The sequence below is a fragment of the Comamonas kerstersii genome, assembly GCF_008801935.1.
Taxonomy (GTDB): Bacteria; Pseudomonadota; Gammaproteobacteria; order Burkholderiales; family Burkholderiaceae_C; genus Comamonas; species Comamonas kerstersii.
The window spans coordinates 12988-38634 of record NZ_VZOT01000015.1; the positions used below are offsets into that span (position 1 = coordinate 12988).

The following is a 25647-nucleotide window of genomic DNA, read 5'->3' on the forward strand; positions in this document are numbered from 1 at the left end:
ATCTCTCCTTTCAGAGTGCGGCAGCAGCCGTGGACAGAGCGGTCAGCGTATCGTCCAGCGAAGGCTGCTGGCTGGCCTGCATATGGGTCTGCAGTTGTGCCAGCACGGCCTGGGCCTGGTGGATGCGGCGGGAGTTGCTGTCAAAGTACTTGCCCAGCGAGGCCTGTGCTGCACCGATGTCGGCACGTGCTGCATCGTACTGGCGCGCCAGTACGGCCAGACGTGCATTGAGCAGCTTGAGCTTGATGTTCTCGCGCACAAAGAAGGCCTGCTCGGGGGCCATTAGCATGGCATCGGGGTTGTCAATGCGGCTGACGCGCAGCAGATCGCGTGCTTCTTCACGCACTCCGAACCAGATGCGCTGGCCCCAGTGCACCCACCACTGCCATTGCGCAGGGCTGGAGGCTTCGTCGGCGGCAGAGATATCGGGCTCAGGTGCCGTACGCAGCGGCTGGCGCAGTTCCTTGGGCACTGGGGGGCTGTTCTTGACGTGCAGGTCATCGACCATGTGCACCACATCGTCGATGCGTGCCAGCAAGCCGGCGGTGTCTGTGACCTTGATCTGGGTCAGTCGCTCCAGATCTTTTTCCATGGCCTGCTGTACCGGTGCAAGACGTGGCTGGGCTGCGCGCTCAATGCGCTTGATGCTGCTTTGCAGCGTCGCGACCAGTGGCTCGGTGCTGCCCGTCAGCTGTACCTGTTGCTGGGCCATGCGGATGGCAGATTCAATGTCTACCAGCAGGGTGTCGTCGCGTGAGCGGGTCAGGTTCTGCACCAGGGTATCGAGCTGTCCGCGTTGCAGGCTGACTTCGTTGACACGCATCTCCATGACGGAGAGCTTGGCACTGGCGTCACGCACCAGATCCTGTGATTCGCGGGCCAGGGCACGTGCTTCCGTAGCCTGTGTGGCGGCATCCGCAGTCTGGCGGGCCAGCTGTTCCTGCATGCCATCCACTTTCTGCCAGAGCATGACGCTGCAGCCCAGGCCTGCAGCACCTATCACCAGAGATAACCAGGTCCAGCCGGGAGTGGCGGGGCGGGGGGCATATTGCTGCTCCACAGGAGCGGCTTGCGAAGGGGTGGAAGTGCCGTCAGAAGAGGTCATGCGAGGGATTTTATCGACGCCGCAATGCTGTGCACGGCCGGCAGGCTCTCGATCACCTGACCAAAACCCGCCTGTCGTGCCTGCTCGGCAATGCGTGGATGGGTGATCAAGGCAGTATGCGCCTGCCAGGACCAGCTGCTGTGGCAGTGCACCAAATGTTGCACACATTCGGAACTGCTGAACAGCCACAGCGCCTGCTGGGTGCGCAAGCTTTGAATATGTGCCAGCAGCGCCGGTGTGGCTTGCGGTGCCTGGCGTTCGTAGACCGAAACAAAGTCGATCTGCACGCCGTGCTGCTGCAGCTGCTCACTCAGCCACTGGCGGCCCTGGCCACCGGGCTGGCTGCCATCGCCGCCGCGCACGATGAGTACCCGGTCACCCGGCTGAATGTGGTGGCGAGCCTGCGCCCACAGTGCCTCAGAATCAAATTGAGGAGCATCTGGCGCAGGCTGGATAATGCTTTGTGCCGAAATTCCTTCAGAAAGCAGGGCCTTGCTGGTGCCGGGGCCGGGCGACCAGTACTGGGTCTGCACAGGGGGCGTGATCGCCTGTGCCTGCAGTGCCGCAAAGAAATAGCGCACGGCATTGCCGCTGACAAACATCAGTGCGCGGTAGCGCGCCAGCTGTGGCAGGGTCTGCTGCAGGCTGGCGATGGCAGCCGGGCTGCGGCTGGGGCCAATCACCATCATGGGCAGGGCGCAGGCCTGCAGGCCAGCATCCTGCAGCTGCTGTACCCACAGCGCGGCATCGGGCTGCGGGCGGGTGACGACCACGGTCGGCATGGCGTACGGCTTCAGTGGGGTTGCACCTTGGCGCCGTTGGCCTGCAGCTGGGCAGCCACGGCAGCGCCCAGTGCCTCGGCCTGTGCCAGGGTAGTCACCGTGGCGCTTTGCTGCACACGGACCAGAGGCTGCACGCCTTCGGGGTCGCCCCAGGCAGCATCCAGCTGCATCTGCGTGCCGTCGAGCACTGCGTGTGCAGCCAGCGGCACGGAGCAGCTGCCGCCCATGCCACGGCTCACAGCGCGCTCTGCGGCTACGCGCAGCCAGGTGGGCATGTGGGCCAGCGGAGCCAGCGCCTCGGCCAGGTCCTTGCGGTCGGTGCGAATTTCAATGCCCAGCGCGCCCTGACCGGCGGCGGGAATCATCTGTTTTTCGTCAAAGATGGTGCGGATGCGCTCGTGCAGGCCCAGGCGCTTGAGGCCAGCGGCAGCCAGCACGATGGCGTCGTACTGGCCTGCGTCGAGCTTGCGCAGGCGCGTGTCCAGATTGCCGCGCAGGGGCTCGATCTTCAGATCGGGGCGCAGGGCTTGCAGCAGCACCTGGCGGCGCAGGCTGGAGGTGCCGACGACCGCGCCCTGAGGCAGGGCGTCCAGACTGGCGTATTGGGGCGAGACAAAGGCGTCGCGCGGGTCTTCACGCTCCATCACGCAGGCCAGAGCAAAGCCTTCGGGCATGTCCATGGGCACGTCCTTGAGCGAGTGCACGGCGATGTGGGCACGGCCTTCTTCCAGCGCCACTTCCAGTTCCTTGACGAACAGGCCCTTGCCACCCACCTTGGAGAGCGTGCGGTCCAGAATCTGGTCGCCCTTGGTGGTCATGCCCAGCAGTTCCACGGTGTGGCCGCGTGCGCGCAGCAGGGCCTGCACATGCTCGGCCTGCCACAGGGCCAGGCGGCTTTCACGGGTGGCAATCACAAGAGGGGAAGAAGAGGTATCAACGGTCATGAGAGGTTCAGCGGCCACAGCCTTGAGATCAATGGGCGATGCTAGCATGCTGCGTTGCCGCATGAAGCGGCAGGAGTATTCGCCAATATGACCGCAGTCAAGACACAGAAGAACAAAGGGGATGTTGCGTCGCATCTGCCTGCCAGGGCCGCTGCTGCACGCCACAATGACAAGGATTTACCGCTGCTGGAAGATATCCGGCTGCTGGGCCGCATTCTGGGAGACATCATCCGTGAGCAGGAAGGCGAGGCCGTATTTGCACTGATCGAGCAGGTGCGCCAGCTGTCCGTAGCGTTTCGCCGCGATCACGACCATGCGGCTGACAAGGCGCTGAAAAAGCTGCTCAAGGACTTGAGCACCGACCAGACGGTGAGCGTGATCCGCGCCTTTACCTATTTCTCGCACCTGGCCAATCTGGCCGAAGACCGCCACCACATTCGCCGCCGTGCAGTGCACGAGCGTGCAGGCAATACGCAGGAAGGCAGCATTGAGGTGGCGCTGTCGCGTCTGCGCTGGGCAGGCATTACGCCGGATGAGATTGCGCAGACGCTGGCCAGTGCCTATGTCTCGCCCGTGCTCACGGCCCACCCCACCGAGGTGCAGCGCCAGAGCATCTTGCAGGCCGAGCACGACATTGCCCAGCTGCTGGTGGAGCGGGATGACATGCTTGCCCGTGCCCAGCTGTTCAACAGTGCCAGGGATGCGCTCACGCCGCGTCAGCTCGCAGCCAACGAGGCGCAGCTGCGTGCCCGTGTGGCCCAGCTGTGGCAGACGCGCCTGCTGCGCTACTCCAAGCTCACCGTGGCCGACGAGATTGAAAACGCGCTCAGCTATTACGAAGCCACCTTTCTGCGCGAAGTGCCCAAGCTCTACGCCGCGCTGGAAGAGGCGCTCGATGGCCGCGCCGTGCACAGTTTTTTGCGCATGGGGCAGTGGATTGGGGGCGACCGCGACGGCAATCCGAATGTGACGGCGCAGACCCTGGAGCTGGCACTGCGCCGCCAGAGCGAAGTGGCGCTGCGCCACTACCTGACGGAAGTGAACTACCTGGGCGCGGAGCTGTCCATGTCTGCGCGCCTGGTGCAGGTGTCGCCCGCGATGCAGGCGCTGGCCAATGCCTCGCCCGATACCAACCTCCACCGTCAGGACGAGCCCTACCGCCGCGCGCTGACAGGCGTGTACGCCAGACTGGCCGCAACCCTGGAGCAGCTCACGGGCGGCAAGGCCGCGCGCCATGCGGTGCCCCCGCAGAACGCCTATGCCAGCGTGCAGGAGTTTCTGGCTGACCTGCAGACCATTCATGACTCACTGCTGCAGCACCATGGCGAGGCACTGGCTGCGCAGCGTCTAAACCCCTTGATACGCGCCGTGCAGGTGTTTGGTTTCCATCTGGCCACCGTGGATTTGCGCCAGAGTTCTGACCAGCACGAGGCCGTGCTGGCCGAACTGCTGGCGACTGCACGCATGGAGCCGGATTACGCCCAGCTGGACGAAGCCGCCAAGTGCGCCCTGTTGCAGCGCCTGCTGGAAGACGCCCGCCCCTTGCGCGTGGTGGGAGCCAGCTACAGCGACTTCACGCGCAGCGAAATGGCCATTTTTGAAACCGCGCGCCAGATGCGCGAGCGCTATGGGGCGCAGGCCATCATCCACTACATCATCAGCCACACGGAAACGGTGAGCGATCTGCTTGAAGTGCTGCTGCTGCAAAAGGAAGTGGGGCTGATGCACGGCACGCTGGGTGATGCCCAGGCCACGGTGGATCTGATCGTGGTGCCGCTGTTCGAGACCATTGGCGACCTGCGTGCGGCGGCGGACATCATGCGCCGCTACTACGCCATACCCGGCGTGGCTGCTTTGCTGCAGCGCTCGGGCAGCGTGCAGGACATCATGCTGGGCTATAGCGACAGCAACAAGGATGGCGGCATCTTCACCAGCAACTGGGAGCTGTACCAGGCTGAACTCGCACTGGTGGAGCTGTTTGACACACTGGGCGTGCAGCACGGCATTCGCCTGCGGATGTTCCACGGCCGAGGCGGCACCGTGGGGCGCGGCGGTGGACCAAGCTACCAGGCCATTCTGGCCCAGCCACCGGGCACGGTGCGCGGGCAGATTCGCCTGACCGAGCAGGGCGAGGTGATTGCCTCCAAATACGCCAACCCTGAAATTGGCCGACGCAACCTGGAAACACTGGTGGCCGCCACACTGGAGGCCACGCTGCTGCAGCCCACCAAGCCGGCAAGCAAGGCTTTTCTGCAGGCGGCCGAGCAGCTGTCGCAGGCCAGCATGGCGGCCTACCGCAAGCTGGTCTATGAGACGCCGGGCTTTGCGGATTATTTTTTCAGTGCTACGCCGATCCGCGAGATTGCGGAGCTGAACATCGGCTCACGCCCTGCATCGCGCAAGGCCACGCAGGCCATTGAAGACTTGCGCGCCATTCCCTGGGGCTTCAGCTGGGGGCAATGTCGCCTGACGCTGCCCGGCTGGTATGGCTTTGGCGCAGCGGTGGAGGCGTTTTTAAGCAGTGGCGAAGACCCGAAACGCCAGCTCGCGCTGCTGCAGAAGATGTACCGCCAGTGGCCGTTCTTCAAGACGCTGCTGTCGAACATGGACATGGTGCTGGCCAAGAGCGATCTGGCGCTGGCCTCGCGCTACAGCGAGCTGGTGCAGGACAAGCGCCTGCGCAAGAAGATCTTCTCGCTGATCGAGGCCGAGTGGCTGCGCACCGTGGATGCGCTGAACCGCATCACGGGCGAGACCGACCGTCTGGCTAGCAATCCTGCGCTGGCACGCTCGATTCGCCATCGCTTCCCCTACATCGACCCGCTGCACCACCTGCAGGTGGAACTGGTGCGCCGCTGGCGCGATGGGCATGCCGAAGAGCGGCTGAAGAACGGTATTCACATCTCCATCAACGGTATTGCCGCAGGGGTGCGCAATACGGGCTGAGGCTGAAAACTTTCAAAAAAATAGCTGCTTGCGCTTGATTAGCAATAGTTTCAGATGCTTTTATATCTGAAACATAAGCAGATCAAGCGCTGGCAGCTATGAAATTCAAGGCATCAGCGACAGCGCATAGGGCAGGCTCACTACGCCCAGTACGGTAGAGAGTGTGACTAGGCCCGCGATATACGGCCCGTTGTAACCCATGCGCGCGGCCAGCACATAGCAGGTAGAGGCCGTGGGCAGGGCAGAGAACAGCAGCAGCACCAGCGCCTGGTCGCCCTGCAGGCCAAACAGGTGAATGCAGCCCAGTGCCACCAGCGGCTGAATCAGGTGGCGAATGCCCAGCACGCAAACGCTCAACCGCTTGGTCTGGGTGAGCAGGCCCAGCTGCATGCCTGCACCAGCAGACATCAGGCCCAGCGCAATCGAAGCCGCACCCAGGCGCGCCACGGGGGGCTCCAGCCACTGCGGCATGCGAAAGCCCAGCAGGTTCGCTGCCAGGCCGCACAGCGTGGCCACCACCAGCGGATTGCGCACCAGCTGTGCCCAGAAGCTCTGCTGGCTCTCGCGTGCCATGGGCCAGACTGCGGCGATGTTGAACATGGGCACGCAAAAGCCAATCAGCACCGAGATGAAAAACAGCCCCTGCGAACCGGCCAGCCGGTCAGCCAGTGCCAGCCCGATGAAGGAGTTGAAGCGAAACGCCACCTGCGCTGCACAGGCGTGGTCGCGTGCGCCGATGCTTTTGCGCAGGCCCGGCCACCAAGGCAGGCTGTAGGCCAGTGCAATACCTGCCAGCCCCAGGGTGATGCCTGCAGCAATCAGGCTGGCGGTGGCATCCCACTGCAGCGGGCTTTTCACAATGGAGTGAAACAGCAGCACCGGAAACAGCAGGTAGTACACCAGCGCTTCCACGCTGTGCCAGATGGGGCGGTTGAGTGGGCTGAAGCGGCAGAGCAGATAGCCCAGCAAGATCAGGGCAAAGTCAGGGAAAAGCAGCTGGGCGTAGTTCACGGGGGCGAAGCTTACTCCTATCCCGATGGCTGTCTGGGCTGTGCAAGGCAGCTTGCCTGGAGAAAAGGCTAGGGAATTTACGGAGGAAAAACGGCCAAAAAATGCCACCGCTTGTCGGCCTGCTCCACTAGAGTCATCCCACCCTAAACGCAAACTTACAAAAGTTGAGGAGGCTGACTACTATGAAACGTCGTACCTGTCTGGGACTGGCTTTTGCATTGCTGGGCACTGCGTCCATGGCGCAGCAGGCGTATCCGTCCAAGCCCATCAAGCTGCTGGTGCCCTTTGCGCCTGGTGGCACTACCGACATCATTGCGCGCGTGATTGCCGATCCTCTGAGTCGTGAGCTGGGGCAGCCCGTGATCGTGGAAAACAAGGGCGGCGGTGGCGGCGTGATTGGCGCTCAGGAAACCGCACGCTCTGCACCAGATGGGTACTCGCTGGGGATTGCCACGGTGTCGACCACCGCCACGAATCCGGCCATCAACCCCAAGATTCCCTACAACACCCTCACGGACTTCACGCCCGTCATCAATATCGCAGCCACACCCAATGTGCTGGCGGTGAACCCCAAGTTTGGCCCGACCGACTACAAGAGCTTTGAAGACAAGGTCAAGAACTCCAAGGGTGAGTTCTCCTATGCCTCTTCTGGTACGGGCGGCATTCAGCACATGCTGATGGAGCTGTACAAGAACCTGACTGGTACCTTCATCACCCATATCCCCTACCGCGGAGCAGGCCCGGCGCTCAGCGACACGGTCTCTGGCCAGGTGCCCATGATTCTGGACAACCTGCCTTCGGCTCTGCCCTTCATCAAGGACCGGCGCCTGCTACCCATTGCCGTGGCTGCGCCTGAGCGTCTGGCCGTACTGCCTGATGTCCCCACCTTCAAGGAAGTGGGTCTGGAGCCTGTGAACCGCATGGCCTTCTACGGCATTCTGGGCCCCAAGGGCATGCAGCCAGAGGTAGTGGAAAAAATCAATGTGGCTGTCAAGAAAGTCCTGCAGGACCCTGCCGTGCGTCAGCGCATTGAGGACACGGGCTCGCTGGTCGTAGGCAACAGCCCAGCGGAGTTTGCGGATCAGATCAAGAATGAGTACGAGGTCTACCGCAAGGTGGTGCAGGACCAGAAGCTCACACTGGAATAAGCTCCTGGACACAGGGTGTGTACCCAGGGCGCTGCATCCGAAAGGTGCAGCGCCTTTTTTTGTTCACAATCACGGCATGAGTGATGCTGCATTGCAGGCCAGTGTGCTGGCGATTGATGACTTTATCGAGGCCTTGTTTCTGGAGGATGGTCTGTCGACCAACACCTTGCAGGCCTACCGCCGTGACATGACGGCCTGTGCCCAGCATCTGGCGCAGTCGGAAAGTGCATGCTCGCTGCTGCAGGCGCAGGAGCATGACTTGCAAGATTTTCTGCAGGCGCGGCATGCACAGGGCGTGAAAGCTGTCTCCAGCAACCGCAGCCTGAGTGTGCTGCGGCGCTTTTACCACTGGGCATTGCGTGAGCAGCGCGTGCAGGCCGACCCGACTGTGCGCCTGCTGGCCGCCAAGCGGCCTTTGCGTGTGCCGCATACGCTGACGCAGCAGCAGGTGGAGGCCTTGCTGCTGGCGCCCGATGACAGCACGCCGCTGGGCCTGCGTGACAGGGCCATGCTGGAGCTGATGTATGCCAGCGGCCTGCGGGTGAGTGAACTGGTGAGCCTGCAGGTGCATCAGGTTGACATGCAGGCCGGGGTGCTGCGCACCGAGGGCAAGGGGCGCAAGGAACGTCTGGTGCCCTTTGGTGAAGAAGCGCAAAGCTGGCTGCAACGCTATGTGCAGCAGGCGCGTGCCGTCATTCTGGGCGGGCAGGTCAGCCACGATCTGTTTGTCACCCAGCGCGGCAGCGGCATGACGCGTGTGATGTTCTGGATGCTGGTGAAAAAATATGCTGCACTCGCTGGCATTACCGCGCCGCTGTCTCCGCACACCTTGCGCCACGCGTTTGCCACGCACTTGCTCAACCATGGCGCAGACCTGCGTGTAGTGCAGATGCTGCTGGGGCATGCCGATATTTCAACCACCACCATCTATACCTATGTGGCCCGGGAGCGGCTGCAGCAGCTGCACGCCAAGCACCATCCGAGAGGATAAATTGCGAGTAAGAAAAGCTGATGTTGGTTTAGTGATTTTGATTTGGCAAGATAATTGTATTTATTTGTCAATCCGGAGTAACGATCATGAACGCCTTGCGCCGAGGTGTGCTCACCGCCGCACTGTGTGCCGCGGTAGTGCCTGCTGTTTCTTGGGCAGACGCTGCACAGTGGCCGAACAAACCCATTCACATCATTGTGGCCTATCCCGGAGGCGGTGTGAGCGACGTGGTGGCACGCGCACTGGGTGAGAAGCTCAGCACGCAGCTGAACACGCCAGTCGTGGTGGAAAATAGGGCGGGCGCAGGTGGCGTGATTGGCATGGATGCCGTAGCTAAGGCTGCACCTGATGGTTATACCATCGGCTTTTCGGCCATCAGCCCTCTGGCTTTGACGCCGCATCTGAATGGTACGCCCTTTGACCCTGCCAGAGATATCACCCCCGTTGTGAGCGTGATGTATTCGCCGGTACTGATTCTGGGCACGACAGCCAACCGTGCTGCCAGCTTCAAGGAGCTGCTGGAAGAGTCCAAGGCCAGCCCCGGCGTGATTCGCTGGGCTACGGCTGGTCTGGCATCGCTGGGCCACATCGTGCTCGAGCAGATCAAGTACGAAGGCAAGGTGGATATCACCCATATTCCTTACAAGGGAGGCGGACAGCAACTCAATGACGCGCTGGGCGCGCAGTACGAGGTGCTGTCTACCAACGCCGGCCCTACCGTGATGCAGCACATCAAGGCAGGCAAGCTGCATCCGCTGGCAGTGGGTGCGCCTCAGCGTCTGGAAAGCATGCCCAAGGTGCCTACGCTGGCAGAGCTGGGTTTCCCAGCCGCCAACACAACCTCGCTGTTCGGTATCTTCGCACCAGGCAAGACACCTCAGGACATCGTGCTGCGCCTGAACCAGGAGCTGAACAAGGCATTGGCTGAACCTGATATTCAGGCCAAGCTCAAAGCCTCAGACAATGTGCCCATGGGCGGTGATGCGCAGACTTTCGCCAAGCAGATTGCTCAGGAGTCTGCCAACAATGCACGCATTGTGAAGGCAGCCAATCTGCAGGCCAACTGATTCATCATTGTTCTGCACGCAAAGCGCCACCCGAAGGTGGCGCTTTTTTATCTGTGCAGCGGAAACGGCAGGGAAGAATCAGATGTCCATTTCGGTCAGCGTATCTGCCCATGCCAGGGCCTGTAGGTGTGCCCAGTTGACCTGGTGGTTGGACAGATGCAGGCTTTCCACGTGCTTGGCAAAGGCTTCATCATTGCCGCTCTCGCAGGCCAGCGCCAGTTCCAGGAAGGGGGCATAGACCCCGGTGCGGTGCAGCAGGGCATCGACCACGGGCTGCGGCAGTGCCACGGCGCTGAGAGCCTGCTCCATGGGCATGCCCAGCATGGTGTCGAGCATGGAGAACACGCCCACCACAAAGGCATTGTCAGCTTCTTCGGCAGACAGCATGTCGGTCGCCAGCAGTTCCATCAGGCGGCCGCGTACCACCGCAATATGACCCGCTGCCGGGGTGTTGCCGCCGTTGCGCGAGGAGGTCAGCAGCAGAGCCGCCCAGCGAAACAGCTTTTTCATGCCCAGAATCATCACTGCATGGCGGAACGAGGTGATCTCGCACGACAGTCCAAAGCCTGACGAATTGATAAAGCGCAGCAGATTGAAAGACAGGGTGGGGTCTTTCTTGAGCAGGTCTTCGATCTCTGCCGAACTGCTTTGCTGGCGGATCAGGTTGAGCAGCTGCAGGATGATGGCCTGAGAGGGGCGGATGGTCTTGGCCTGCACGACATCAGGCTTGGCAAACCAGAAGCCCTGGAACAAGGTCACGCCCAGCGCCTGCATGTGTTCGTACTGCTGCTGTGTTTCTACTTTTTCAGCCACGATCTGTGCGCTGGTGTGGGCACGGATAAAGCGCACCAGTGCTGCTGCGTTTTCCAGCGGGAGGCCCAGGATGTCCAGCTTGATAAAGCTGGCCAGGGGCAGCCAGCTGGCATAGCTGCTGCGCAGCATGTGCTGATTGAAGGCCAGGCGAAAGCCACGCTGGCGCAGGGTTTCCAGCACTGGAATGATGGCTTCAATTTCCTCTGCGCTGGCTTCCTCCTTGAGGGTGGGCACCTCCAGCACGACCTTGTCGGGGTGCACCAACTCCAGGTGACCGCCTGCCAGGCTTTCGTGAGTGCAATTGATGAAGACCAGCTTGCGGCCTACCAGCATCTCGGTGCCGGTATAGGACAAGGCATTGAACAGCATGGCTGCATCGCTGGCAGCGGTATGGGCAGCCGCCGCTGTGGTGCGGTCGAACAACTCGTAGCCAAAGACCTCGCGACGCTCATTCAGGATAGCCTGCCGTCCGATCATGGCAACCGAATCGTCGGGAATGCCGGGGGCGGGCGGTGTAGCAGAAACAGCGGGCGTGGTCACAGAGTTCATGGCAGTCAGCGCAAAAAAAGCAATGTAGTCTTTAAATGTAGCGCTATGTGTATCGTGTAAGCAAACGTACTTCTCTGGCGGGCACGCAGACCGGATTACTGCGTGATCTGGTCGCACCAAGCCAAGGCCTGCAAATGAGCCCAGTTGATTTGCTGGCTGTTGAGGCCAAGGACTGAGGCTGCCTGGTCGAAAACGATGTCATCGCCGCTTTCACAGGCTTCGGCCAGGGTGAGCAGCTCACCAAAGACTCCTTGGCGTAGCAGCAGGGCATCACGCACGTTGTCGGGGAGGCGAATCAGCTGCAAGGCTGCGGTAAGTGGCATGTTGAGCATGGCGTCAAGCAGCGAGAACACCCCTACGAGGAAGGCTTGCTCGGCATCGTCTTCGCTCATGAACTCCATGGCCAGCAGTTCCATGAGTCGTGCGCGAATCACGGCGGTATGCCCAATGGTCGGGGTGGAGGTTCCGAACTGTGAGGCAGTCAGCAGCAGGGCAGACCAGCGGAACAGCTTTTTCAGCCCCATGATCATGATGGCCTGGCGCACGGAAGTAATGGCGCGGGAGCTGTTAAAACCAGCAGAGTTGATCAGCCGCAGCAGATTAAAGGCCAGTCCGGCATCCTTTTTCAGGACATCTTCAATTTCATCGGTGCTGGCTTGCTGACGCAGCAAATTGATCAGCTGAATGATGCTGACCTGGTTGGGGGCCAGCAGCTTGGTTTCAACTACAGCCGGGCGTGAGAACCAGTAGCCCTGGAACAGGGCCGCGCCCAGGCTGCGTGCCAGCGTGAACTGTTCTTCCGTTTCAATCTTGGTAGCCACCAGCTGCGCCTTGCTATGGCGGATGGCATGGCTGGTGAGCACTGCCAGCTGCTCGGGGCGCAACAGGTTCATATCCAGCTTGATGTAGTCTGCCAGCGGCAGCCAGGTGGCATAGGCCGACTCCAGCACCGTGTGGTTGAACGAGAGCTTGAAGCCGCGCTCGCGCAGCGAACGCAAAATGGGCAGGCGCGCTAAGGCTTCCGAGGCCGCCACGTGGCCCAAAGGCTCCACCTCCAGCACCACTTTTTCAGGGCTGAGCAGCTCCAGGTGGCCGCCTGCCAGACTTTCGTGCGTGCTGTTGACGAACAGCAGCTTGGTGCCCACCAGGTCTTCACGGCCTGTGTGTGACAGGGCCGTGAACAGCAGCAGCACATCCGTAGCTGCGGTGTGCTCCATGGGCGCGCGGGAGCGATTGAAAAGCTCATAGCCGATGACCGCTTTTTCGGCATTCACAATGGCCTGTCGCGCGATCATGGAGGTGCCCTTGGAGGCAGTAGCGGCCGGCGCAGCAGGAGAGGAGGAGGAATTGGCGGGCATGGTGGGAACGTCTGGGGATCGGGGTGTCAATGCTGTTCAAGCCAGGCGATTTCTTCGTCGGTGAATCCAGCGGCTTGACGGGCCTCTGTATTAAAAGGCGGGCGCGGCCGCGGCGCTTCATATTTATGCGCCAGTACAGTGTAGTAGGGTTGGGGATCCAGACCGTAGCGCTCACATAAGAAGCGATACCAATGGTTACCAATGGCCACGTGGCCGACCTCTTCTTCCAGGATCACATCGAGTACGGCCACGGCGGCCAGTGCATCCGGGGTTCCGACCTGGCGCAGCTTGGCCTGGATCTGCGGCGTGGCATCCAGCCCGCGCGCTTCCATGGTGCGTGGCACCAGGGCCATGCGGGCGGTGATGTCGCCCGCCGTCTTTTCGCACATGGTCCACAGCCCCTGGTGGGCAGGGAAGTCGCCATAGTCATGGCACTGCTGCTTGAGCCAGTCGCAGATGAGCAGAAAGTGCTTGCCTTCTTCACCGGCCACGCGCAGCCAGTCCAGGTAGTACTGGCGCGGCATGTCATCAAAGCGCCAGATGGCATCCAGCGCCAGGTTGATGGCATTGAACTCGATGTGTGCAATGGCATGCATCAGAATGATGCGCCCCTCCAGCGTCGCAGGTGAGCGGCGTGCCACCTCGGTGTGGTGGCGCAGCTCGGGGCGTGCGGGATGGCCTGGTAAGTGGGCGTCAGGGGGAAGGGCGGGGGATTGCTGGGCGATGTCCCATTGCTGAGACTGAGCATGCATGTGCATGGCCTGTGCTGCCTTTTCAGCAGCATCGCAGAGGCGCAAAACCTCGAGTGCGCGTTGTCGGAGCTCCATACCTACAATTGTATTTTCCCGTAGGCACAAAAAAGAGGAGACAAGATGGCCGTGTATGAACTGGAGGGTGTAGCCCCGCAGATTGCCGAGAGCGCATGGATTGCTGACAGTGCGCAGGTCATGGGCGATGTGCAGCTGGGCGCTGATGCCAGCGTGTGGTTTGGCACCGTGGTGCGAGGGGATACGGCCCACATTACCATTGGCGAAGGCACTAATGTGCAGGATGCCAGCGTGCTGCATGCTGACGAAGGCATGCCACTGACGATTGGCCGCCATGTCACCGTAGGCCATCAGGTCATGCTGCATGGATGCACGATTGGGGACGAGAGCCTGATCGGCATCGGTGCGATTGTGCTGAACGGGGCCAAAATTGGCAAAAACTGCTTGGTGGGTGCAGGTGCACTGGTGACCGAGGGCAAGGAGTTTCCGGATGGCTCCATGATCATCGGAAGCCCGGCCCGTGTGGTCCGGCAGCTGACCCCAGAGCAGATCGAGGGACTGCGCCGCAGTGCGCAGCATTACATCCATAACGCGCGGCGCTTCAGGGCGGGACTGCGCAAGCTGGGCTAGCCGCCCGGCATTTCACCAACACTGATCGGGATACACACAGCGTGTCTGAACTCCACAAATTCCTTTTTGATGGCCTGCCGGTTCGCGGCATGATCGTACGTCTGACTGACGCCTGGAAGGACATCCTCCAGCGCCGTGCCAGCAATACCTCCACGGGTGCCTACCCAGTGCCTGTGCGTGAGCTGCTCGGTGAAATGGCAGCCGCCAGCGTACTCATGCAGTCCAACATCAAGTTCAATGGCGCGCTGATTTTCCAGATTTTTGGCGACGGCCCGGTCAAGGTGGCTGTGGCTGAGGTGCAGTCTGACCTGGGCTTGCGTGCCACGGCATCGGTCAACGGTGATGTGCCTGTCGGCGCTTCGCTGGAGCAGCTGGTGAATGTGAACGGCGTGGGCCGCTGCGCCATCACGCTGGACCCTAAGGACCGCCTGCCCGGTCAGCAGCCTTACCAGGGCGTGGTGCCCCTGACCAGCCCTGATGGCCAGCCACTGAACAAGATTTCGGACGTGCTGCAGCACTACATGCGCCAGTCCGAGCAGCTGGACACCACCATTGTGCTGGCCGCCAACGACGAAGTTGCCGCAGGCCTGCTGATTCAGCGCATGCCGCTCAAGGGTCAGGACAACCTGGCAGGTGCCACCGAAAGCGCACAGGATGAGCAGGACCGCCTCGGCGCCAACGAAGAGTACAACCGCATCGCCACACTGGCTGCCAGCCTCAAGCGCGAAGAGCTGCTGACGCTGGATGTGGACACCATCCTGCGCCGCCTGTTCTGGGAAGAAAAGCTGCTGCGCTTTGTGCCTCAGGATGGCGACAACGGCCCCCACTTTGCCTGTACCTGCAGCCGTGAACGCGTGGAAGGCATGCTGCGCAATCTGGGCAAGGAAGAGGTGGACTCCGTGATCGCTGAACGCGGTACGGTGGAAGTGGGCTGCGACTACTGTGGTGCTGAGTACCACTTTGATGCGGTCGATGCTGCGCAGATGTTTGCGGATGCATCGACGCAGGCCCCCGGCTCTTCCTCGGTACAGTAAGCACTGCTTGCCCGAAGCGGGCTTGGCCATAGCGCTTCTCTGAAAAAGAGAGCTGCTTGCGCTGGTTAAATCAGGGTTTCAAATACTTTTGTATGTGAAATGCTGATAAATCCAGCGCTGGCAGCTCTTTTTTTTATGTCTGCTGGGTGGTCTGACTGCGCTGCAGCAGGTGCTGGAACAGGGACTGCTCGCTGCGCGCGTCCAGGCACTCGGGGCAGTCTGCATCAGTTGCAGAGCCTGCATCGGTAGTTTCTGCCTTGATCCAGGGGGCCAACTGGCGGGCCTGCTGCGCGGCGGAGCCATACAGCATCTGGATGGTGAAGTGCTGGGCCTGTGGCTGCAGCATGTGCGCACGCCACTGGGCTTCCAGGGCCAGTGCGGCGGCATCGCAGGCAGTGGGCAGCAAGGCCCACAGAATCAGGGGATGGGTGTCAGGAGCAGGGCTGGGCCAGCGGGTGCTGGGCTGCAGGTTGTGGAGCTTGACCCGGTCTGCGGCAGCTGCCTGCAGTACCTGGGCGCAGTGTGCGGCGCTGGCACACAGAAGGATGCGGTCGTGCATCAGAACTGAATGAAAAGAGTCAGGCGGAACAAGGCGCTGGCTCAGGGGCGCATGATGTGCACATAGATTTCGTTAGGCTTGACCATGCCCAACTCATAGCGTGCTTTTTCCTGGATGGTTTCCTTGCCTTCGCGCAGGTCGTTGACCTCGGAGGCCAGGCGTTCATTTTCCTTGCGGGCAGCGTCGTTGGAGGCACGGAGTTCGTTGATCTGGCCCCGCAGTTCGGCGACACGGTCCATGCTGCCGGCACCCCACCACAGCTGGGCATGGGTGATGGCCAGCAGACTCAGTAAAACAAGGGTGACGATGCGAGAAACCATGGTGCAAATTGAAAAAACGGGGCCGCGGTGAGCCCCGTTTTTGAAGTCAGGCGCGAGCCTAGAGATTAACGCAGGTTATAGAAAGCGTCACGGCCGGGGTAAACCGCCACGTCGCCCAGATCTTCTTCGATGCGCAGCAGCTGGTTGTACTTGGCGATACGGTCAGAGCGGCTCATGGAGCCGGTCTTGATTTGACCAGCATTCAGGCCCACGGCGATGTCAGCAATCGTGCTGTCTTCGGTTTCACCCGAACGGTGCGAGATCACGGCGGTGTAGCCAGCGCGCTTGGCCATTTCGATGGCGGCGAAGGTTTCGGTCAGGGTGCCGATCTGGTTGATCTTGATCAGGATGGAGTTGGCGATGCCCTTGTCGATGCCTTCCTTCAGGATCTTGGTGTTGGTCACGAACAGGTCGTCACCCACCAGCTGCACCTTCTTGCCCAGACGCTCGGTCAGTACCTTCCAGCCTTCCCAGTCGCCTTCGGCCATGCCGTCTTCGATGGAGATGATGGGGTACTTGTCGCACCAGCCGGCCAGCATGTCGGTCCACTGGGTGGCGTTCAGGGTCATATTGCCTTCGCCAGCCAGCACATACATGCCGTCCTTGTAGAACTCGCTGGAAGCGCAGTCCAGTCCCAGAGCGATGTCTTCACCGGCCTTGTAGCCTGCAGCGGTGATGGCTTCGATGATCAGCTGAATCGCAGCTTCGTGGTTTTCCACGGAAGGGGCGAAGCCACCTTCGTCACCCACGGCGGTGGACATGCCACGGTCGTTGATGATCTTCTTCAGGGCGTGGAACACTTCTGCGCCCCAGCGCACGGCTTCGCGGAAAGTAGGTGCGCCCACGGGGATGATCATGAATTCCTGCAGGTCCAGCGAGTTGTTCGCGTGGGCACCGCCGTTGATCACGTTCATCATGGGCACGGGCAGTTGCACGCCGCCCATGCCACCGAAGTAGCGGTACAGGGGCAGCCCAGCTTCTTCAGCAGCGGCGCGGGCCACGGCCATGGACACGGCCAGCATGGCGTTGGCGCCCAGGCGGCTCTTGTTGTCCGTGCCGTCCAGGTCAATCATGGTCTTGTCCAGGAAGGCTTGCTCTGCGGCGTCCAGACCGACCACGGCCTGTGCGATTTCGCCGTTGATGTGCTCTACGGCCTTGAGCACGCCCTTGCCCAGGTAGCGGCTCTTGTCGCCGTCACGCAGTTCGATCGCTTCGCGCGAACCGGTCGATGCGCCGCTGGGTACCGCTGCGCGGCCCATCACGCCCGATTCCAGCAGCACATCACATTCCACTGTGGGGTTGCCACGGCTGTCCAGAACTTCACGTCCTACGATGTCAACGATTGCACTCATGGGTTTTCCTCTTCAGGTTTTTTACAAACTGGGTGCTGCGCAGGCTGGATGTTGTTGTTGCTCGGCGCCTGGCATGCAGAAATCGGGTCGGTACATGTGAAAAAAGCACGTTCCACGGAGCGTGCTTTTTCGCGTTGGCTAATTCACGTATCGTGCGGTGCGCATCTTACGCAAACTCAGGCCGAAAAGTTGTTTTCGAGGAAACCGTTGCGCTTGGTCACGTCGTCCAGCGCCACCAAAGTCTCCAGCAAGGCCTTCATGTGCTTCAGGGGTACAGCGTTGGGGCCGTCGGAGAGGGCATTGCATGGGTCGGGGTGGGTTTCCATGAACAGGCCTGCCACGCCCACGGCCACAGCGGCGCGGGACAGGACAGGCACCATCTCGCGCATGCCGCCACTGGATGTGCCATTGCCGCCAGGCAACTGCACGCTGTGGGTGGCATCAAACACCACGGGGGCGCCGGTTTCGCGCATGATGGCCAGCGAGCGCATGTCGCTCACCAGATTGTTGTAGCCAAAGCTGGCACCGCGCTCGCACGCCATGAAGCTGTCTTCAGGCAGGCCCACTTCCTTGGCAGCAGCGCGTGCCTTGTCGATGACATTCTTCATGTCATGCGGCGCCAGGAACTGGCCCTTCTTGATGTTCACGGGCTTGCCGGACTGCGCTACGGCGCGGATGAAGTCCGTCTGGCGGCACAGGAAGGCGGGGGTCTGCAGCACGTCGACGACGGCGGCCACATGGGGCACTTCGGCTTCGGTGTGGACGTCCGTCAGCACGGGCACGCCAATTTCCTTGCGTACCTTGGCCAGAATTTCCAGGCCTTTTTCCATGCCGGGGCCACGAAAGCTCGTGCCCGAAGAGCGGTTGGCCTTGTCGAAGCTGCTCTTGAAAATAAAGTTGATGCCCAGCCCGGACGTGATTTCCTTGAGCTGGCCAGCCACGTCCATCTGCAGTTGTTCAGACTCGACCACGCATGGGCCAGCAATCAGGAAGAAGCGCTTGTCCAGACCGATGTCAAAGCCGCAGAGTTTCATGGCAGTGTTCCTTGTGTGCATGTCTACATGCTTCAAAAACCAAAGCTGCTAGCGCTGGTGATTCAAAGACTTCACATGCATTTGATGCTGAAGTCGTGAATTATCAAGCGCTGGCAGCTCCTTTTTTTAAAGACGCGTTTCCGTTATCAGGAAATTACGCCTTTTTACCGCCCTTGGCGTGGTTGTCCATGGCCGCCTTGATGAAGGCGTTGAACAGGGGGTGGCCATTCCAGGGCGTGGACTTGAACTCGGGGTGGAATTGCACACCGATGTACCAGGGGTGAACTTCCTTGGGCAGTTCCACGATTTCGGTCAGCTGCTCGCGCTGTGTCAGCGCAGAGATCACCAGACCGGCTTCGCGCAGCTTGTCCAGATACTGCACGTTAGCTTCGTAGCGGTGGCGGTGGCGCTCGGTCACCACGTCGCCGTAGATGCTGTGTGCCAGTGTGCCGGGCTGCACGTCGGAAGACTGCGCGCCCAGACGCATGGTGCCACCCAGGTCGGAGTTGGCGTCACGGGTCTTGATGGTGCCGTCTTCGTCCTTCCACTCGGTGATCAGGGCGATCACGGGGTTGGGCGTGTTGGGGTCAAACTCGGTGGAGTTCGCGCCTTCCAGACCAGCCTTGTGGCGTGCGTACTCGATGGTAGCCACTTGCATACCCAGGCAGATGCCCAGATAAGGCACCTTGTTTTCACGGGCGTACTTGGCCGTGGAGATCTTGCCTTCCACACCACGCGAACCAAAGCCGCCGGGCACCAGGATGGCGTCGTACTTGGACAGCTGCTGCTTGGCGTTGGCGTCGGTGATGGTTTCGGAGTCCACGTGGGTGATCTTCACGCGCACATGGTTGCGCAGACCGGCGTGCTTCAAGGCCTCGTTCACGGACTTGTAGGCGTCGGACAGCTCCACGTACTTGCCGACCATAGCCACTTGCACTTCGCCTTGTGGGTGCTCGGTCTCGTAGACCAGGTCGTCCCAGCGCTTCAGGTTGGCGGGCGCGGTGTTCAGGCGCAGCTTGTCGCAGATCAGGCCGTCCAGACCCTGCTCGTGCAGCATGCGGGGCACCTTGTAGATGGTGTCCACGTCCCACATGGAGATCACGCCCCATTCAGCCACATTGGTGAACAGCGAGATCTTGCTCTTTTCTTCCTCAGGCACGGCGTACTGTGCGCGGCACAGCAGCGCATCGGGCTGGATGCCGATTTCGCGCAGCTTCTGCACGGTGTGCTGGGTAGGCTTGGTCTTGAGCTCGCCTGCGGCTGCAATATAGGGCAGGTAGCTCAGGTGCACGAAGGCCGCGTTGTTGGGGCCCATCTTCAATGCCAGCTGGCGGATCGCTTCCAGGAACGGCAGCGATTCGATATCGCCCACAGTGCCGCCCACTTCGCAGATCGCTACGTCCACGGCATCATCAGTGCCGATGCCAGCGCCGCGCTTGACGTATTCCTGGATTTCGTTGGTGATGTGGGGGATGACCTGCACGGTCTTGCCCAGATAGTCACCACGGCGTTCCTTTTCCAGCACAGACTGGTAGATACGACCGGTCGTGAAGTTGTTGGATTGCTTCATGCGCGTTTCGATGAAACGCTCATAGTGACCCAGGTCCAGGTCCGTCTCGGCGCCGTCGTCCGTCACAAACACTTCGCCGTGCTGGAAGGGGGACATCGTGCCGGGGTCCACATTGATATAGGGATCCAGCTTGATGAGGGTGACTTTGAGGCCGCGCGATTCGAGCAGCGCAGCAAGGGAGGCTGAGGCGATTCCCTTGCCCAGGGAAGACACCACACCGCCTGTGACGAAGACGAATTTGGTCATGTCTTGTGTTTTTATGGTGGTGGTAAAGCGAGATTATAGGTTCCGCCGGACAAAGGCCGTGGCGCGCTAGGTCAATCGACCTTGGGCATATCGCTGGTTATGCAGCATGCGTATTGACAGTTGCAGCGCGCCGCCTCTGCTACATTCGGCCCATGCAAGAACTCGCTGGCAAACACATTGTTCTGGGCCTCTCCGGGGGCGTTGCTTGTTACAAAAGTGCACATCTGTGCCGCCTGCTGACCAAGGCAGGTGCCACCGTACAGGTGGTGATGACGGAAGCTGCCGAGCAGTTCATCACCCCTGTGACCATGCAGGCGCTCTCGGGCCGCACGGTCTACACCTCGCAGTGGGATGACCGCGAGGGCAACAACATGCCCCACATCAATCTGAGCCGTGAGGCAGACGCCATCGTCATCGCGCCCTGCAGCGCAGACTTTGTGGCCAAGCTAGCCCAGGGCCGGGCCGATGAGCTGCTCAGCCTGATGTGCATTGCGCGCCCCATCGAGCGCGTGCCCCTGCTGCTGGCACCCGCCATGAACCGCGAGATGTGGGCCCACCCCGCCACCCAGCGCAATTTTGCCCAGGCGGCCGCCGATGGCGCCCATGTGCTTGGCGTGGGTGTGGGGGAACAGGCCTGCGGGGAAACAGGCGACGGCCGCATGCTTGAGCCGGAAGAGCTGATCGAAGACATTGCCGCTTTTTTTGCCCCCAAGGTGCTGGCCGGGAAAAAGCTGCTTATCACTGCTGGCCCCACCTTTGAAGCCATTGACCCGGTGCGCGGCATTACCAACCTCTCCAGCGGCAAGATGGGTTTTGCCATTGCAGCGGCGGCCAAGGCGGCCGGTGCAGAGGTGACGCTGGTTGCTGGCCCCGTGCATTTGCCCACGCCACGTGGCGTGCAGCGCATCAATGTGAAGTCTGCTCTGCAGATGCTGGACGCCGTGCAGGCCCATGTCGGTCACGCCTCTATCTTTATTGCGACCGCGGCTGTGGCCGACTGGCGTCCTGCCAGTGCCGCAGACCAGAAGATCAAGAAAGACGGCTCGGGCGAAGTGCCTGCGCTGGCTTTTGTGGAGAACCCTGACATTCTGGCCACCGTGGCCAAGAGCGAGCGTGCCCAGCGTGGCGAGCTGTACTGTGTTGGCTTTGCAGCGGAGAGCCATGACTTGCTGCAGCACGCCACAGCAAAACGTGTGCGCAAGGGTGTACCTTTGCTTGTAGGCAATATCGGGCCAGCGACTTTCGGGCAGGATGACAATGCATTGCTGCTGGTCGATGCCAGCGGCCACCGTGAACTGCCCCGCGCCAGCAAGACCGAACTGGGCCGCCAGCTGGTGGCAGAACTGGCACGACGACTGCCGACTGCACAGACCAAGGCCTGAATCACATCAAGAAGTGGAGGGAAGCAATGGCGCTACTGCCTAAAAATCACCATCGCAAGACCCGCCTGTTTGCGCCTTCCCGTCCCAATTACAGCGACTTCAACAGCCCGCCGGATGGCGACTATGTGCGCTATGTCGAAGATCTGATGGCCTGGGCCGAGCATGAGCAGCAACGCCAGCGCCTGCGTGCGCTGGGTGAAAAGTCTGCCCTGCAGTCTTCCGAGCAGGAGTGGGGCCGCACGCCCGCCGCACCAGCCCTCAAGCCTTCCAGCACAGCAGTGCCCACCACCGAGCCCGGCAGCGTGGAAGGTGCTGTGGCGCGCTTTCAGCGCAAGGCCCAGCAGTTGCAGCAGAAAGCCCAGGCCCAGGGTACATCCAAGGGCAAGCCGCAGGCCAGCTCGCTGGGCTGGGTGCTACTGATTCCCATGCTGGTGGTGGCTGGCATTTTTGCGCCCGACCTGCTGCCCGTGGTCATTGTGCTGTGGGTGGTGTTCAGCGTGATTCAGAGCGTGCGCAAGGCTTCTCAGTCCAATAAGCGCTGAGCCAGCGCCTTGCCATTACCCCTTACCATTGCTGCCCATGCAAGTAGATATCAAGATTCTGGACGCGCGCCTGCGCGACAACATGCCTTCCTACGCAACCCCTGGCAGCGCTGGATTGGATTTGCGTGCCTGTATTGATGCGCCTGTGACGCTGGAGCCCGGTCAGTGGCAGCTGATTCCCACAGGCATGGCCATGTACCTCAAAGACCCCGGCTATGCCGCCATGATCCTGCCGCGCTCCGGCATGGGCCACAAGCACGGCATTGTGCTGGGCAATCTGGTGGGCCTGATTGATTCGGACTACCAGGGCCAGCTCATGGTCAGCGCCTGGAACCGCTCGCAGACCGCGTTCACGCTGCAGCCCATGGACCGACTGGCACAGCTGGTGATCGTGCCCGTGGTGCAGCCCAGCTTCAACGTGGTGGACGAGTTTGAAGCACCTTCCGAACGCGGTGAAGGTGGCTACGGCTCCACCGGCAAGCAGTAATTTTTCACCCCATTTATAAAAAAGGACGAGATCAATGAGCCATAGCTTGCCGCCATGCCCCGCCTGCGCTTCTACGCTGACCTATGAGGATGGCGATTTGCTGATCTGCCCTGAGTGCGGGCATGAGTGGTCTGCCGCCGCTGCTGCCGAGCAGGACGATGATGCGCTGGTGGTCAAGGATGCCAACGGCAATCTGCTGCAGGACGGCGACACGGTCACCGTGATCAAGGACCTGAAGATCAAGGGCGCCTCTTCCGTGGTGAAGGTGGGCACCAAGGTCAAGAACATTCGTCTGGTGGGGGGTGACCACAACATCGACTGCAAGATCGATGGCGTGGGTGCCATGAAGCTCAAGTCGGAGTTTGTGCGCAAGGCCTGATGTCTGCCAGTGCCACACAGGCACTGTATTTTTCCTGTTCCTGTATTTGTAGCTGCTTGCGCTGAATAGGCAAGGGTTTCATGGCGAAAGTTATGTGAAACCCTTGTTTTTCAAGCGCTAGCAGCTCATTTTTTTGGATTAACGGATTCTGATGCCAGCGGCAGCAGCAGCTCCAGCCGCAAGCCGCCCAGTGGCGAGGGCAGCGCCTGCACGCTGCCGTCGTAGGTGTGGGCCAGCTCCTGCACGATGTGCAGCCCCAGGCCGCTGCCGGGGCGGTTTTCATCGAGCCGCTGGCCGCGCTCAAAAATCTGGCGGCGTTGCTGGGCATCGGCAATTCCGGGGCCATCGTCATCAATGCAGATCTGCAGCTGCTCCTGCAGAGGCTGCACGCTGATGCTGACCTGCTGGTGCGCCCATTTGCCCGCGTTGTCCAGCAGATTGCCCAGCATTTCGAACAGGTCCTGCTCTTCACCCTTGAAGGCCAGCTGCGAGGCGTCGTTCTCCTGCGCAAAGTCGATATGCGGATACAGCCGCGCCATGGTGCGCAGCAGGGCCTGCAGGGGCTGCTGCACCGGTGTGCGCAGGCCGGTCGCACGCACGGCGGCGGCTGCGCGTGCGCGGGCGAGGTGGTAGTCCACCTGACGCTGGGCGGTGGCGACTTGTTCGCGCACCAGCAGGGCCAGGGGTGAATCCTCCTGCGCTGCCGCATTGCCCAGAATGCTCAGGGGCGTGTGTACGGCATGGGCGAGATTACCCGCCTGGGTGCGCGCGCGCTGCACGATGTCTGCATTGGCGCGCAGCACGTGGTTGAACTCGCTGACCAGTGGTTGCAGCTCATGAGGAAAGGGCCCGTCCAGCTGGATGGCCTCACCGGTGCGCACTGTGCCCAGCTGCTGGCGCAGCAGCTGCAGGGGGCGCAGGGCCAGCTGCAGCTGTACCACCACGGCCAGCACCAGCCCTGCAGCCAGCAGGCCCAGGGCGATCAGCAGCATGTGCGTAAAGCGCTGCAGGGGCTCGGCCAGCAGTTCCTGGTCGGCAGCCACGGTCAGGCGCAGCAGCGGGGCATTGGCTTCGGGCAGCTGCAGGGTGCGGCTGACGGCCAGCAGCGTATGGCCCTGCAGGGCATGCAGATGCAGTACGGCGTAGCCCTGGGGCTGGCTTTGCCGGGCGCTGTGGGCGGGCAGCTCCAGCACCTGGTCCCAGAGGGAGCGCGAGCGCTCCACGCCGAGCTTGGGTGCTGCGTCCGCAGGCAGTTCATCGACCTGCCAGTACAGCCCGGACAGCGGTGTGGCAAAGCGCGAATCGCTAGCAATGGGCTGCACTTCAATGGTTTGCTCAGGGCTCAGATTGACGGCGGCACTGAGCTGGTTGAGCTGATGCACCAGCTGGTTCTGCAGCTGCTGGGCAATGTGTTTTTCAAACAGATCACGCAGGCCCCAGCCAGCGACGGCAATGGCCATGGCAATCCAGATCAGCGTGCTCAGCAGCAGGCGCAGCCGCAGGGAGCCGTGGCGCAGGGACAGGGGCGTGGGCCAGTGCAGCTTCACGCGCTGGCCTCGCTGTCGCTGGCCTGCAGGCGGTAGCCCAGGCCGCGCACGGTTTCTATGCAGCCGGGTGGTAGCTTCTTGCGCAGGCGACCCACAAAGACTTCGATGGTGTTGGAGTCGCGCTCGCTGTCGCCGGGGTACAGGTGCTCCGACAGCTCGGTGCGTGAGAGTACTTCACCGGGGCGCTGCATGAGCAGGGACAAAATTTTGTACTCGTGGCTGGTCAGCAGCAGCGGCATGCCGTGGACCGAGACCGTCGCCTGGCGCGTGTCCAGCAAGATGGGGCCGCACTGCCACTGCGCGCTGTGGTGGGGCGACAGACGCCGCAGCAGGGCGCGCAGCCGGGCCAGCAGCTCTTCCATGTGAAAAGGCTTGGTCAGGTAGTCGTCTGCCCCTGCGTCCATGCCTGTGACTTTTTCGTGCCAGGCATTGCGCGCCGTCAGAATCAGCACCGGCATGTTGCGCCCGTGGGCCCGCCAGTGGCGCAGCACGCTCAGGCCATCGACCACGGGCAGACCCAGGTCCAACACCACGGCGTCAAAGTCTTCTTCCTGGCCCATGTAGCGGCCTGTGGCGCCGTCGCTTGCCACCTCCACCGTATGGCCTGCTGCAGCAATGGCCTGCTGCAGTTGCTGCGACAGCAGGGGCTCATCTTCCACTACCAGAATGCGCATCAGTCACGTCCTTTTCTGCGAATGCGCAGCACGCGCCCATCGACGGCATCCACCTTGAGCTTGCTGACCTCGCCATTGGGGTGCAGCAGGCGCAACTCATAGATGAAGCGGCCATCGTCGTGTTCAAACTCAATCTTGATGACCTGGCCGTTGTGTTCACGCTCGACCTGGTCCAGCACGGTGCGCAGCGGCAGCACCTTGCCCTGCTGCAGTGCCTGGCGTGCCAGTTCATGGTCGCTTTCGTCGGAATAGGCGGGCGGCAGCATCAGCGCAGCACCGGCAGCCAGTGCGCCGATCAGGGTCAGACTGCGCAGACCGCTGCGCCATGTGAGAGCAAGCATGTAGTGGCCTCCTTCAGACAGACATTCTGACGTTATAGCGGATGGCAGATGAATGCCAGATGAACACGC

Annotated in this window: 25 protein-coding genes; 10 read left to right on the top strand and 15 right to left on the bottom strand. The window is 61.4% G+C overall.

Features of this window, described 5'->3' with window-relative positions:
- Positions 1-10 precede the first annotated feature (10 nt).
- The 3 genes from F7P80_RS14680 to hemC are packed head-to-tail and all read right to left on the bottom strand — an operon-like array spanning position 11 to position 2831.
- Positions 11-1105, bottom strand: coding sequence for a uroporphyrinogen-III C-methyltransferase (locus tag F7P80_RS14680; RefSeq protein WP_058879719.1), 1095 nt, complete (start codon positions 1103-1105; stop codon positions 11-13).
- Positions 1102-1887: a uroporphyrinogen-III synthase gene (locus tag F7P80_RS14685; RefSeq protein ID WP_151045752.1), complete on the bottom strand. Its 786-nt coding sequence runs from the start codon at positions 1885-1887 to the stop codon at positions 1102-1104. The genes F7P80_RS14680 and F7P80_RS14685 overlap by 4 nt, the downstream gene beginning before the upstream one ends.
- Positions 1888-1898: 11 nt before the next feature.
- Positions 1899-2831, bottom strand: a complete 933-nt coding sequence (gene hemC, locus F7P80_RS14690; protein WP_058879871.1) for a hydroxymethylbilane synthase — start codon at positions 2829-2831, stop codon at positions 1899-1901.
- Between the two features lie 87 nt (positions 2832-2918).
- On the opposite strand from hemC, the gene ppc reads away from it, so the two are divergent.
- The gene (gene ppc, locus F7P80_RS14695; RefSeq protein ID WP_082669742.1) at positions 2919-5777 is read left to right on the top strand and encodes a phosphoenolpyruvate carboxylase; all 2859 of its coding nucleotides are present in this window, start codon (positions 2919-2921) and stop codon (positions 5775-5777) included.
- A 105-nt stretch (positions 5778-5882) separates the two neighbouring features.
- On the opposite strand, the gene F7P80_RS14700 is transcribed toward ppc, so the two are convergent.
- Positions 5883-6788 carry an AEC family transporter gene (locus tag F7P80_RS14700; protein ID WP_054066535.1) on the bottom strand — a complete coding sequence of 302 codons (906 nt, stop codon included), beginning with the start codon at positions 6786-6788 and terminating at the stop codon, positions 5883-5885.
- Positions 6789-6970: 182 nt separating this feature from the next.
- Between F7P80_RS14700 and F7P80_RS14705 the strand changes: the two genes are divergently transcribed.
- From F7P80_RS14705 to F7P80_RS14715, 3 genes are all read left to right on the top strand, one after another.
- Positions 6971-7936: a tripartite tricarboxylate transporter substrate binding protein BugE gene (locus F7P80_RS14705; protein ID WP_054066534.1), complete on the top strand. Its 966-nt coding sequence runs from the start codon at positions 6971-6973 to the stop codon at positions 7934-7936.
- Between the two features lie 76 nt (positions 7937-8012).
- On the top strand, positions 8013-8927 hold the full coding sequence (gene xerD / locus F7P80_RS14710) for a site-specific tyrosine recombinase XerD (RefSeq protein WP_058879720.1): 915 nt from the start codon (positions 8013-8015) through the stop codon (positions 8925-8927).
- 83 nt (positions 8928-9010) lie between these two features.
- A complete protein-coding gene (locus F7P80_RS14715; protein WP_058879721.1) occupies positions 9011-9994 on the top strand; it encodes a Bug family tripartite tricarboxylate transporter substrate binding protein in 984 nt (327 codons plus the stop codon).
- 78 nt (positions 9995-10072) lie between these two features.
- Here the strand turns inward: F7P80_RS14715 and F7P80_RS14720 are convergent, their stop codons facing one another.
- The 3 genes from F7P80_RS14720 to F7P80_RS14730 all read right to left on the bottom strand — a co-directional run bounded on the left by F7P80_RS14720 (position 10073) and on the right by F7P80_RS14730 (position 13541).
- Positions 10073-11356 (bottom strand): EAL and HDOD domain-containing protein, encoded by a 1284-nt coding sequence (locus tag F7P80_RS14720; protein ID WP_151045754.1) that lies wholly within the window; start codon positions 11354-11356, stop codon positions 10073-10075.
- 95 nt (positions 11357-11451) lie between these two features.
- On the bottom strand, positions 11452-12714 hold the full coding sequence (locus F7P80_RS14725) for an EAL and HDOD domain-containing protein (RefSeq protein WP_077344767.1): 1263 nt from the start codon (positions 12712-12714) through the stop codon (positions 11452-11454).
- Positions 12715-12740: 26 nt separating this feature from the next.
- Positions 12741-13541, bottom strand: a complete 801-nt coding sequence (locus F7P80_RS14730) for a ferritin-like domain-containing protein (protein ID WP_054066529.1) — start codon at positions 13539-13541, stop codon at positions 12741-12743.
- 45 nt (positions 13542-13586) lie between these two features.
- Here F7P80_RS14730 and F7P80_RS14735 point away from each other — a divergent pair, with 45 nt between their 5' ends.
- Positions 13587-14111: a gamma carbonic anhydrase family protein gene (locus tag F7P80_RS14735; RefSeq protein ID WP_054066528.1), complete on the top strand. Its 525-nt coding sequence runs from the start codon at positions 13587-13589 to the stop codon at positions 14109-14111.
- Between the two features lie 41 nt (positions 14112-14152).
- Entirely contained in the window at positions 14153-15145 is a 993-nt protein-coding gene (hslO, locus tag F7P80_RS14740; RefSeq protein WP_054066527.1) for an Hsp33 family molecular chaperone HslO, read from the top strand.
- 133 nt (positions 15146-15278) lie between these two features.
- Here hslO and F7P80_RS14745 read toward each other — a convergent pair whose 3' ends face one another.
- From F7P80_RS14745 to pyrG, 5 genes are all read right to left on the bottom strand, one after another.
- Positions 15279-15704, bottom strand: coding sequence for a hypothetical protein (locus F7P80_RS14745; RefSeq protein ID WP_151045756.1), 426 nt, complete (start codon positions 15702-15704; stop codon positions 15279-15281).
- 41 nt (positions 15705-15745) lie between these two features.
- Entirely contained in the window at positions 15746-16024 is a 279-nt protein-coding gene (locus F7P80_RS14750; protein WP_054066525.1) for a septum formation initiator family protein, read from the bottom strand.
- A 65-nt stretch (positions 16025-16089) separates the two neighbouring features.
- Positions 16090-17376 carry a phosphopyruvate hydratase gene (gene eno, locus F7P80_RS14755; RefSeq protein ID WP_077344769.1) on the bottom strand — a complete coding sequence of 429 codons (1287 nt, stop codon included), beginning with the start codon at positions 17374-17376 and terminating at the stop codon, positions 16090-16092.
- Positions 17377-17552: 176 nt separating this feature from the next.
- A complete protein-coding gene (gene kdsA / locus F7P80_RS14760; protein WP_058879724.1) occupies positions 17553-18410 on the bottom strand; it encodes a 3-deoxy-8-phosphooctulonate synthase in 858 nt (285 codons plus the stop codon).
- A gap of 154 nt (positions 18411-18564) precedes the next feature.
- Positions 18565-20226 (bottom strand): CTP synthase, encoded by a 1662-nt coding sequence (gene pyrG / locus F7P80_RS14765; RefSeq protein ID WP_151045758.1) that lies wholly within the window; start codon positions 20224-20226, stop codon positions 18565-18567.
- Between the two features lie 152 nt (positions 20227-20378).
- Here pyrG and coaBC point away from each other — a divergent pair, with 152 nt between their 5' ends.
- The 4 genes from coaBC to F7P80_RS14785 are packed head-to-tail and all read left to right on the top strand — an operon-like array spanning position 20379 to position 23016.
- Entirely contained in the window at positions 20379-21608 is a 1230-nt protein-coding gene (gene coaBC, locus F7P80_RS14770) for a bifunctional phosphopantothenoylcysteine decarboxylase/phosphopantothenate--cysteine ligase CoaBC (RefSeq protein ID WP_151045759.1), read from the top strand.
- Between the two features lie 26 nt (positions 21609-21634).
- Complete coding sequence (locus F7P80_RS14775; protein ID WP_054066520.1) at positions 21635-22150, top strand: hypothetical protein; 516 nt, start codon at positions 21635-21637, stop codon at positions 22148-22150.
- A 37-nt stretch (positions 22151-22187) separates the two neighbouring features.
- The gene (dut, locus tag F7P80_RS14780; RefSeq protein WP_054066554.1) at positions 22188-22637 is read left to right on the top strand and encodes a dUTP diphosphatase; all 450 of its coding nucleotides are present in this window, start codon (positions 22188-22190) and stop codon (positions 22635-22637) included.
- Between the two features lie 34 nt (positions 22638-22671).
- The gene (locus tag F7P80_RS14785; protein WP_054066519.1) at positions 22672-23016 is read left to right on the top strand and encodes a zinc ribbon domain-containing protein YjdM; all 345 of its coding nucleotides are present in this window, start codon (positions 22672-22674) and stop codon (positions 23014-23016) included.
- Positions 23017-23141: 125 nt separating this feature from the next.
- Here the strand turns inward: F7P80_RS14785 and F7P80_RS14790 are convergent, their stop codons facing one another.
- The 3 genes from F7P80_RS14790 to F7P80_RS14800 all read right to left on the bottom strand — a co-directional run bounded on the left by F7P80_RS14790 (position 23142) and on the right by F7P80_RS14800 (position 25503).
- Complete coding sequence (locus F7P80_RS14790; RefSeq protein WP_151045782.1) at positions 23142-24476, bottom strand: ATP-binding protein; 1335 nt, start codon at positions 24474-24476, stop codon at positions 23142-23144.
- 83 nt (positions 24477-24559) lie between these two features.
- Positions 24560-25237 (bottom strand): response regulator transcription factor, encoded by a 678-nt coding sequence (locus tag F7P80_RS14795; protein WP_054066517.1) that lies wholly within the window; start codon positions 25235-25237, stop codon positions 24560-24562.
- The gene (locus tag F7P80_RS14800; protein WP_114070924.1) at positions 25237-25503 is read right to left on the bottom strand and encodes a PepSY domain-containing protein; all 267 of its coding nucleotides are present in this window, start codon (positions 25501-25503) and stop codon (positions 25237-25239) included. Before F7P80_RS14800 ends, F7P80_RS14795 begins: the two co-directional genes overlap by 1 nt.
- Positions 25504-25647: the final 144 nt, after the last annotated feature.

Coding starts and splice junctions, on each gene's coding strand:
- F7P80_RS14790 (WP_151045782.1), bottom strand. CDS start 24,476: ATGGCCATTGCCGTCGCTGGCTGGGGCCTGCGTGATCTGTTTGAAAAA.
- eno (WP_077344769.1), bottom strand. CDS start 17,376: ATGAGTGCAATCGTTGACATCGTAGGACGTGAAGTTCTGGACAGCCGT.
- ppc (WP_082669742.1), top strand. CDS start 2,919: ATGACCGCAGTCAAGACACAGAAGAACAAAGGGGATGTTGCGTCGCAT.
- F7P80_RS14795 (WP_054066517.1), bottom strand. CDS start 25,237: ATGCGCATTCTGGTAGTGGAAGATGAGCCCCTGCTGTCGCAGCAACTG.
- F7P80_RS14745 (WP_151045756.1), bottom strand. CDS start 15,704: ATGCACGACCGCATCCTTCTGTGTGCCAGCGCCGCACACTGCGCCCAG.
- xerD (WP_058879720.1), top strand. CDS start 8,013: ATGAGTGATGCTGCATTGCAGGCCAGTGTGCTGGCGATTGATGACTTT.
- F7P80_RS14730 (WP_054066529.1), bottom strand. CDS start 13,541: ATGGAGCTCCGACAACGCGCACTCGAGGTTTTGCGCCTCTGCGATGCT.
- F7P80_RS14720 (WP_151045754.1), bottom strand. CDS start 11,356: ATGAACTCTGTGACCACGCCCGCTGTTTCTGCTACACCGCCCGCCCCC.
- F7P80_RS14750 (WP_054066525.1), bottom strand. CDS start 16,024: ATGGTTTCTCGCATCGTCACCCTTGTTTTACTGAGTCTGCTGGCCATC.
- hemC (WP_058879871.1), bottom strand. CDS start 2,831: ATGACCGTTGATACCTCTTCTTCCCCTCTTGTGATTGCCACCCGTGAA.
- F7P80_RS14685 (WP_151045752.1), bottom strand. CDS start 1,887: ATGCCGACCGTGGTCGTCACCCGCCCGCAGCCCGATGCCGCGCTGTGG.
- F7P80_RS14785 (WP_054066519.1), top strand. CDS start 22,672: ATGAGCCATAGCTTGCCGCCATGCCCCGCCTGCGCTTCTACGCTGACC.
- F7P80_RS14735 (WP_054066528.1), top strand. CDS start 13,587: ATGGCCGTGTATGAACTGGAGGGTGTAGCCCCGCAGATTGCCGAGAGC.
- pyrG (WP_151045758.1), bottom strand. CDS start 20,226: ATGACCAAATTCGTCTTCGTCACAGGCGGTGTGGTGTCTTCCCTGGGC.
- F7P80_RS14800 (WP_114070924.1), bottom strand. CDS start 25,503: ATGCTGCCGCCCGCCTATTCCGACGAAAGCGACCATGAACTGGCACGC.
- dut (WP_054066554.1), top strand. CDS start 22,188: ATGCAAGTAGATATCAAGATTCTGGACGCGCGCCTGCGCGACAACATG.
- F7P80_RS14775 (WP_054066520.1), top strand. CDS start 21,635: ATGGCGCTACTGCCTAAAAATCACCATCGCAAGACCCGCCTGTTTGCG.
- F7P80_RS14725 (WP_077344767.1), bottom strand. CDS start 12,714: ATGCCCGCCAATTCCTCCTCCTCTCCTGCTGCGCCGGCCGCTACTGCC.
- coaBC (WP_151045759.1), top strand. CDS start 20,379: ATGCAAGAACTCGCTGGCAAACACATTGTTCTGGGCCTCTCCGGGGGC.
- kdsA (WP_058879724.1), bottom strand. CDS start 18,410: ATGAAACTCTGCGGCTTTGACATCGGTCTGGACAAGCGCTTCTTCCTG.
- F7P80_RS14705 (WP_054066534.1), top strand. CDS start 6,971: ATGAAACGTCGTACCTGTCTGGGACTGGCTTTTGCATTGCTGGGCACT.
- F7P80_RS14680 (WP_058879719.1), bottom strand. CDS start 1,105: ATGACCTCTTCTGACGGCACTTCCACCCCTTCGCAAGCCGCTCCTGTG.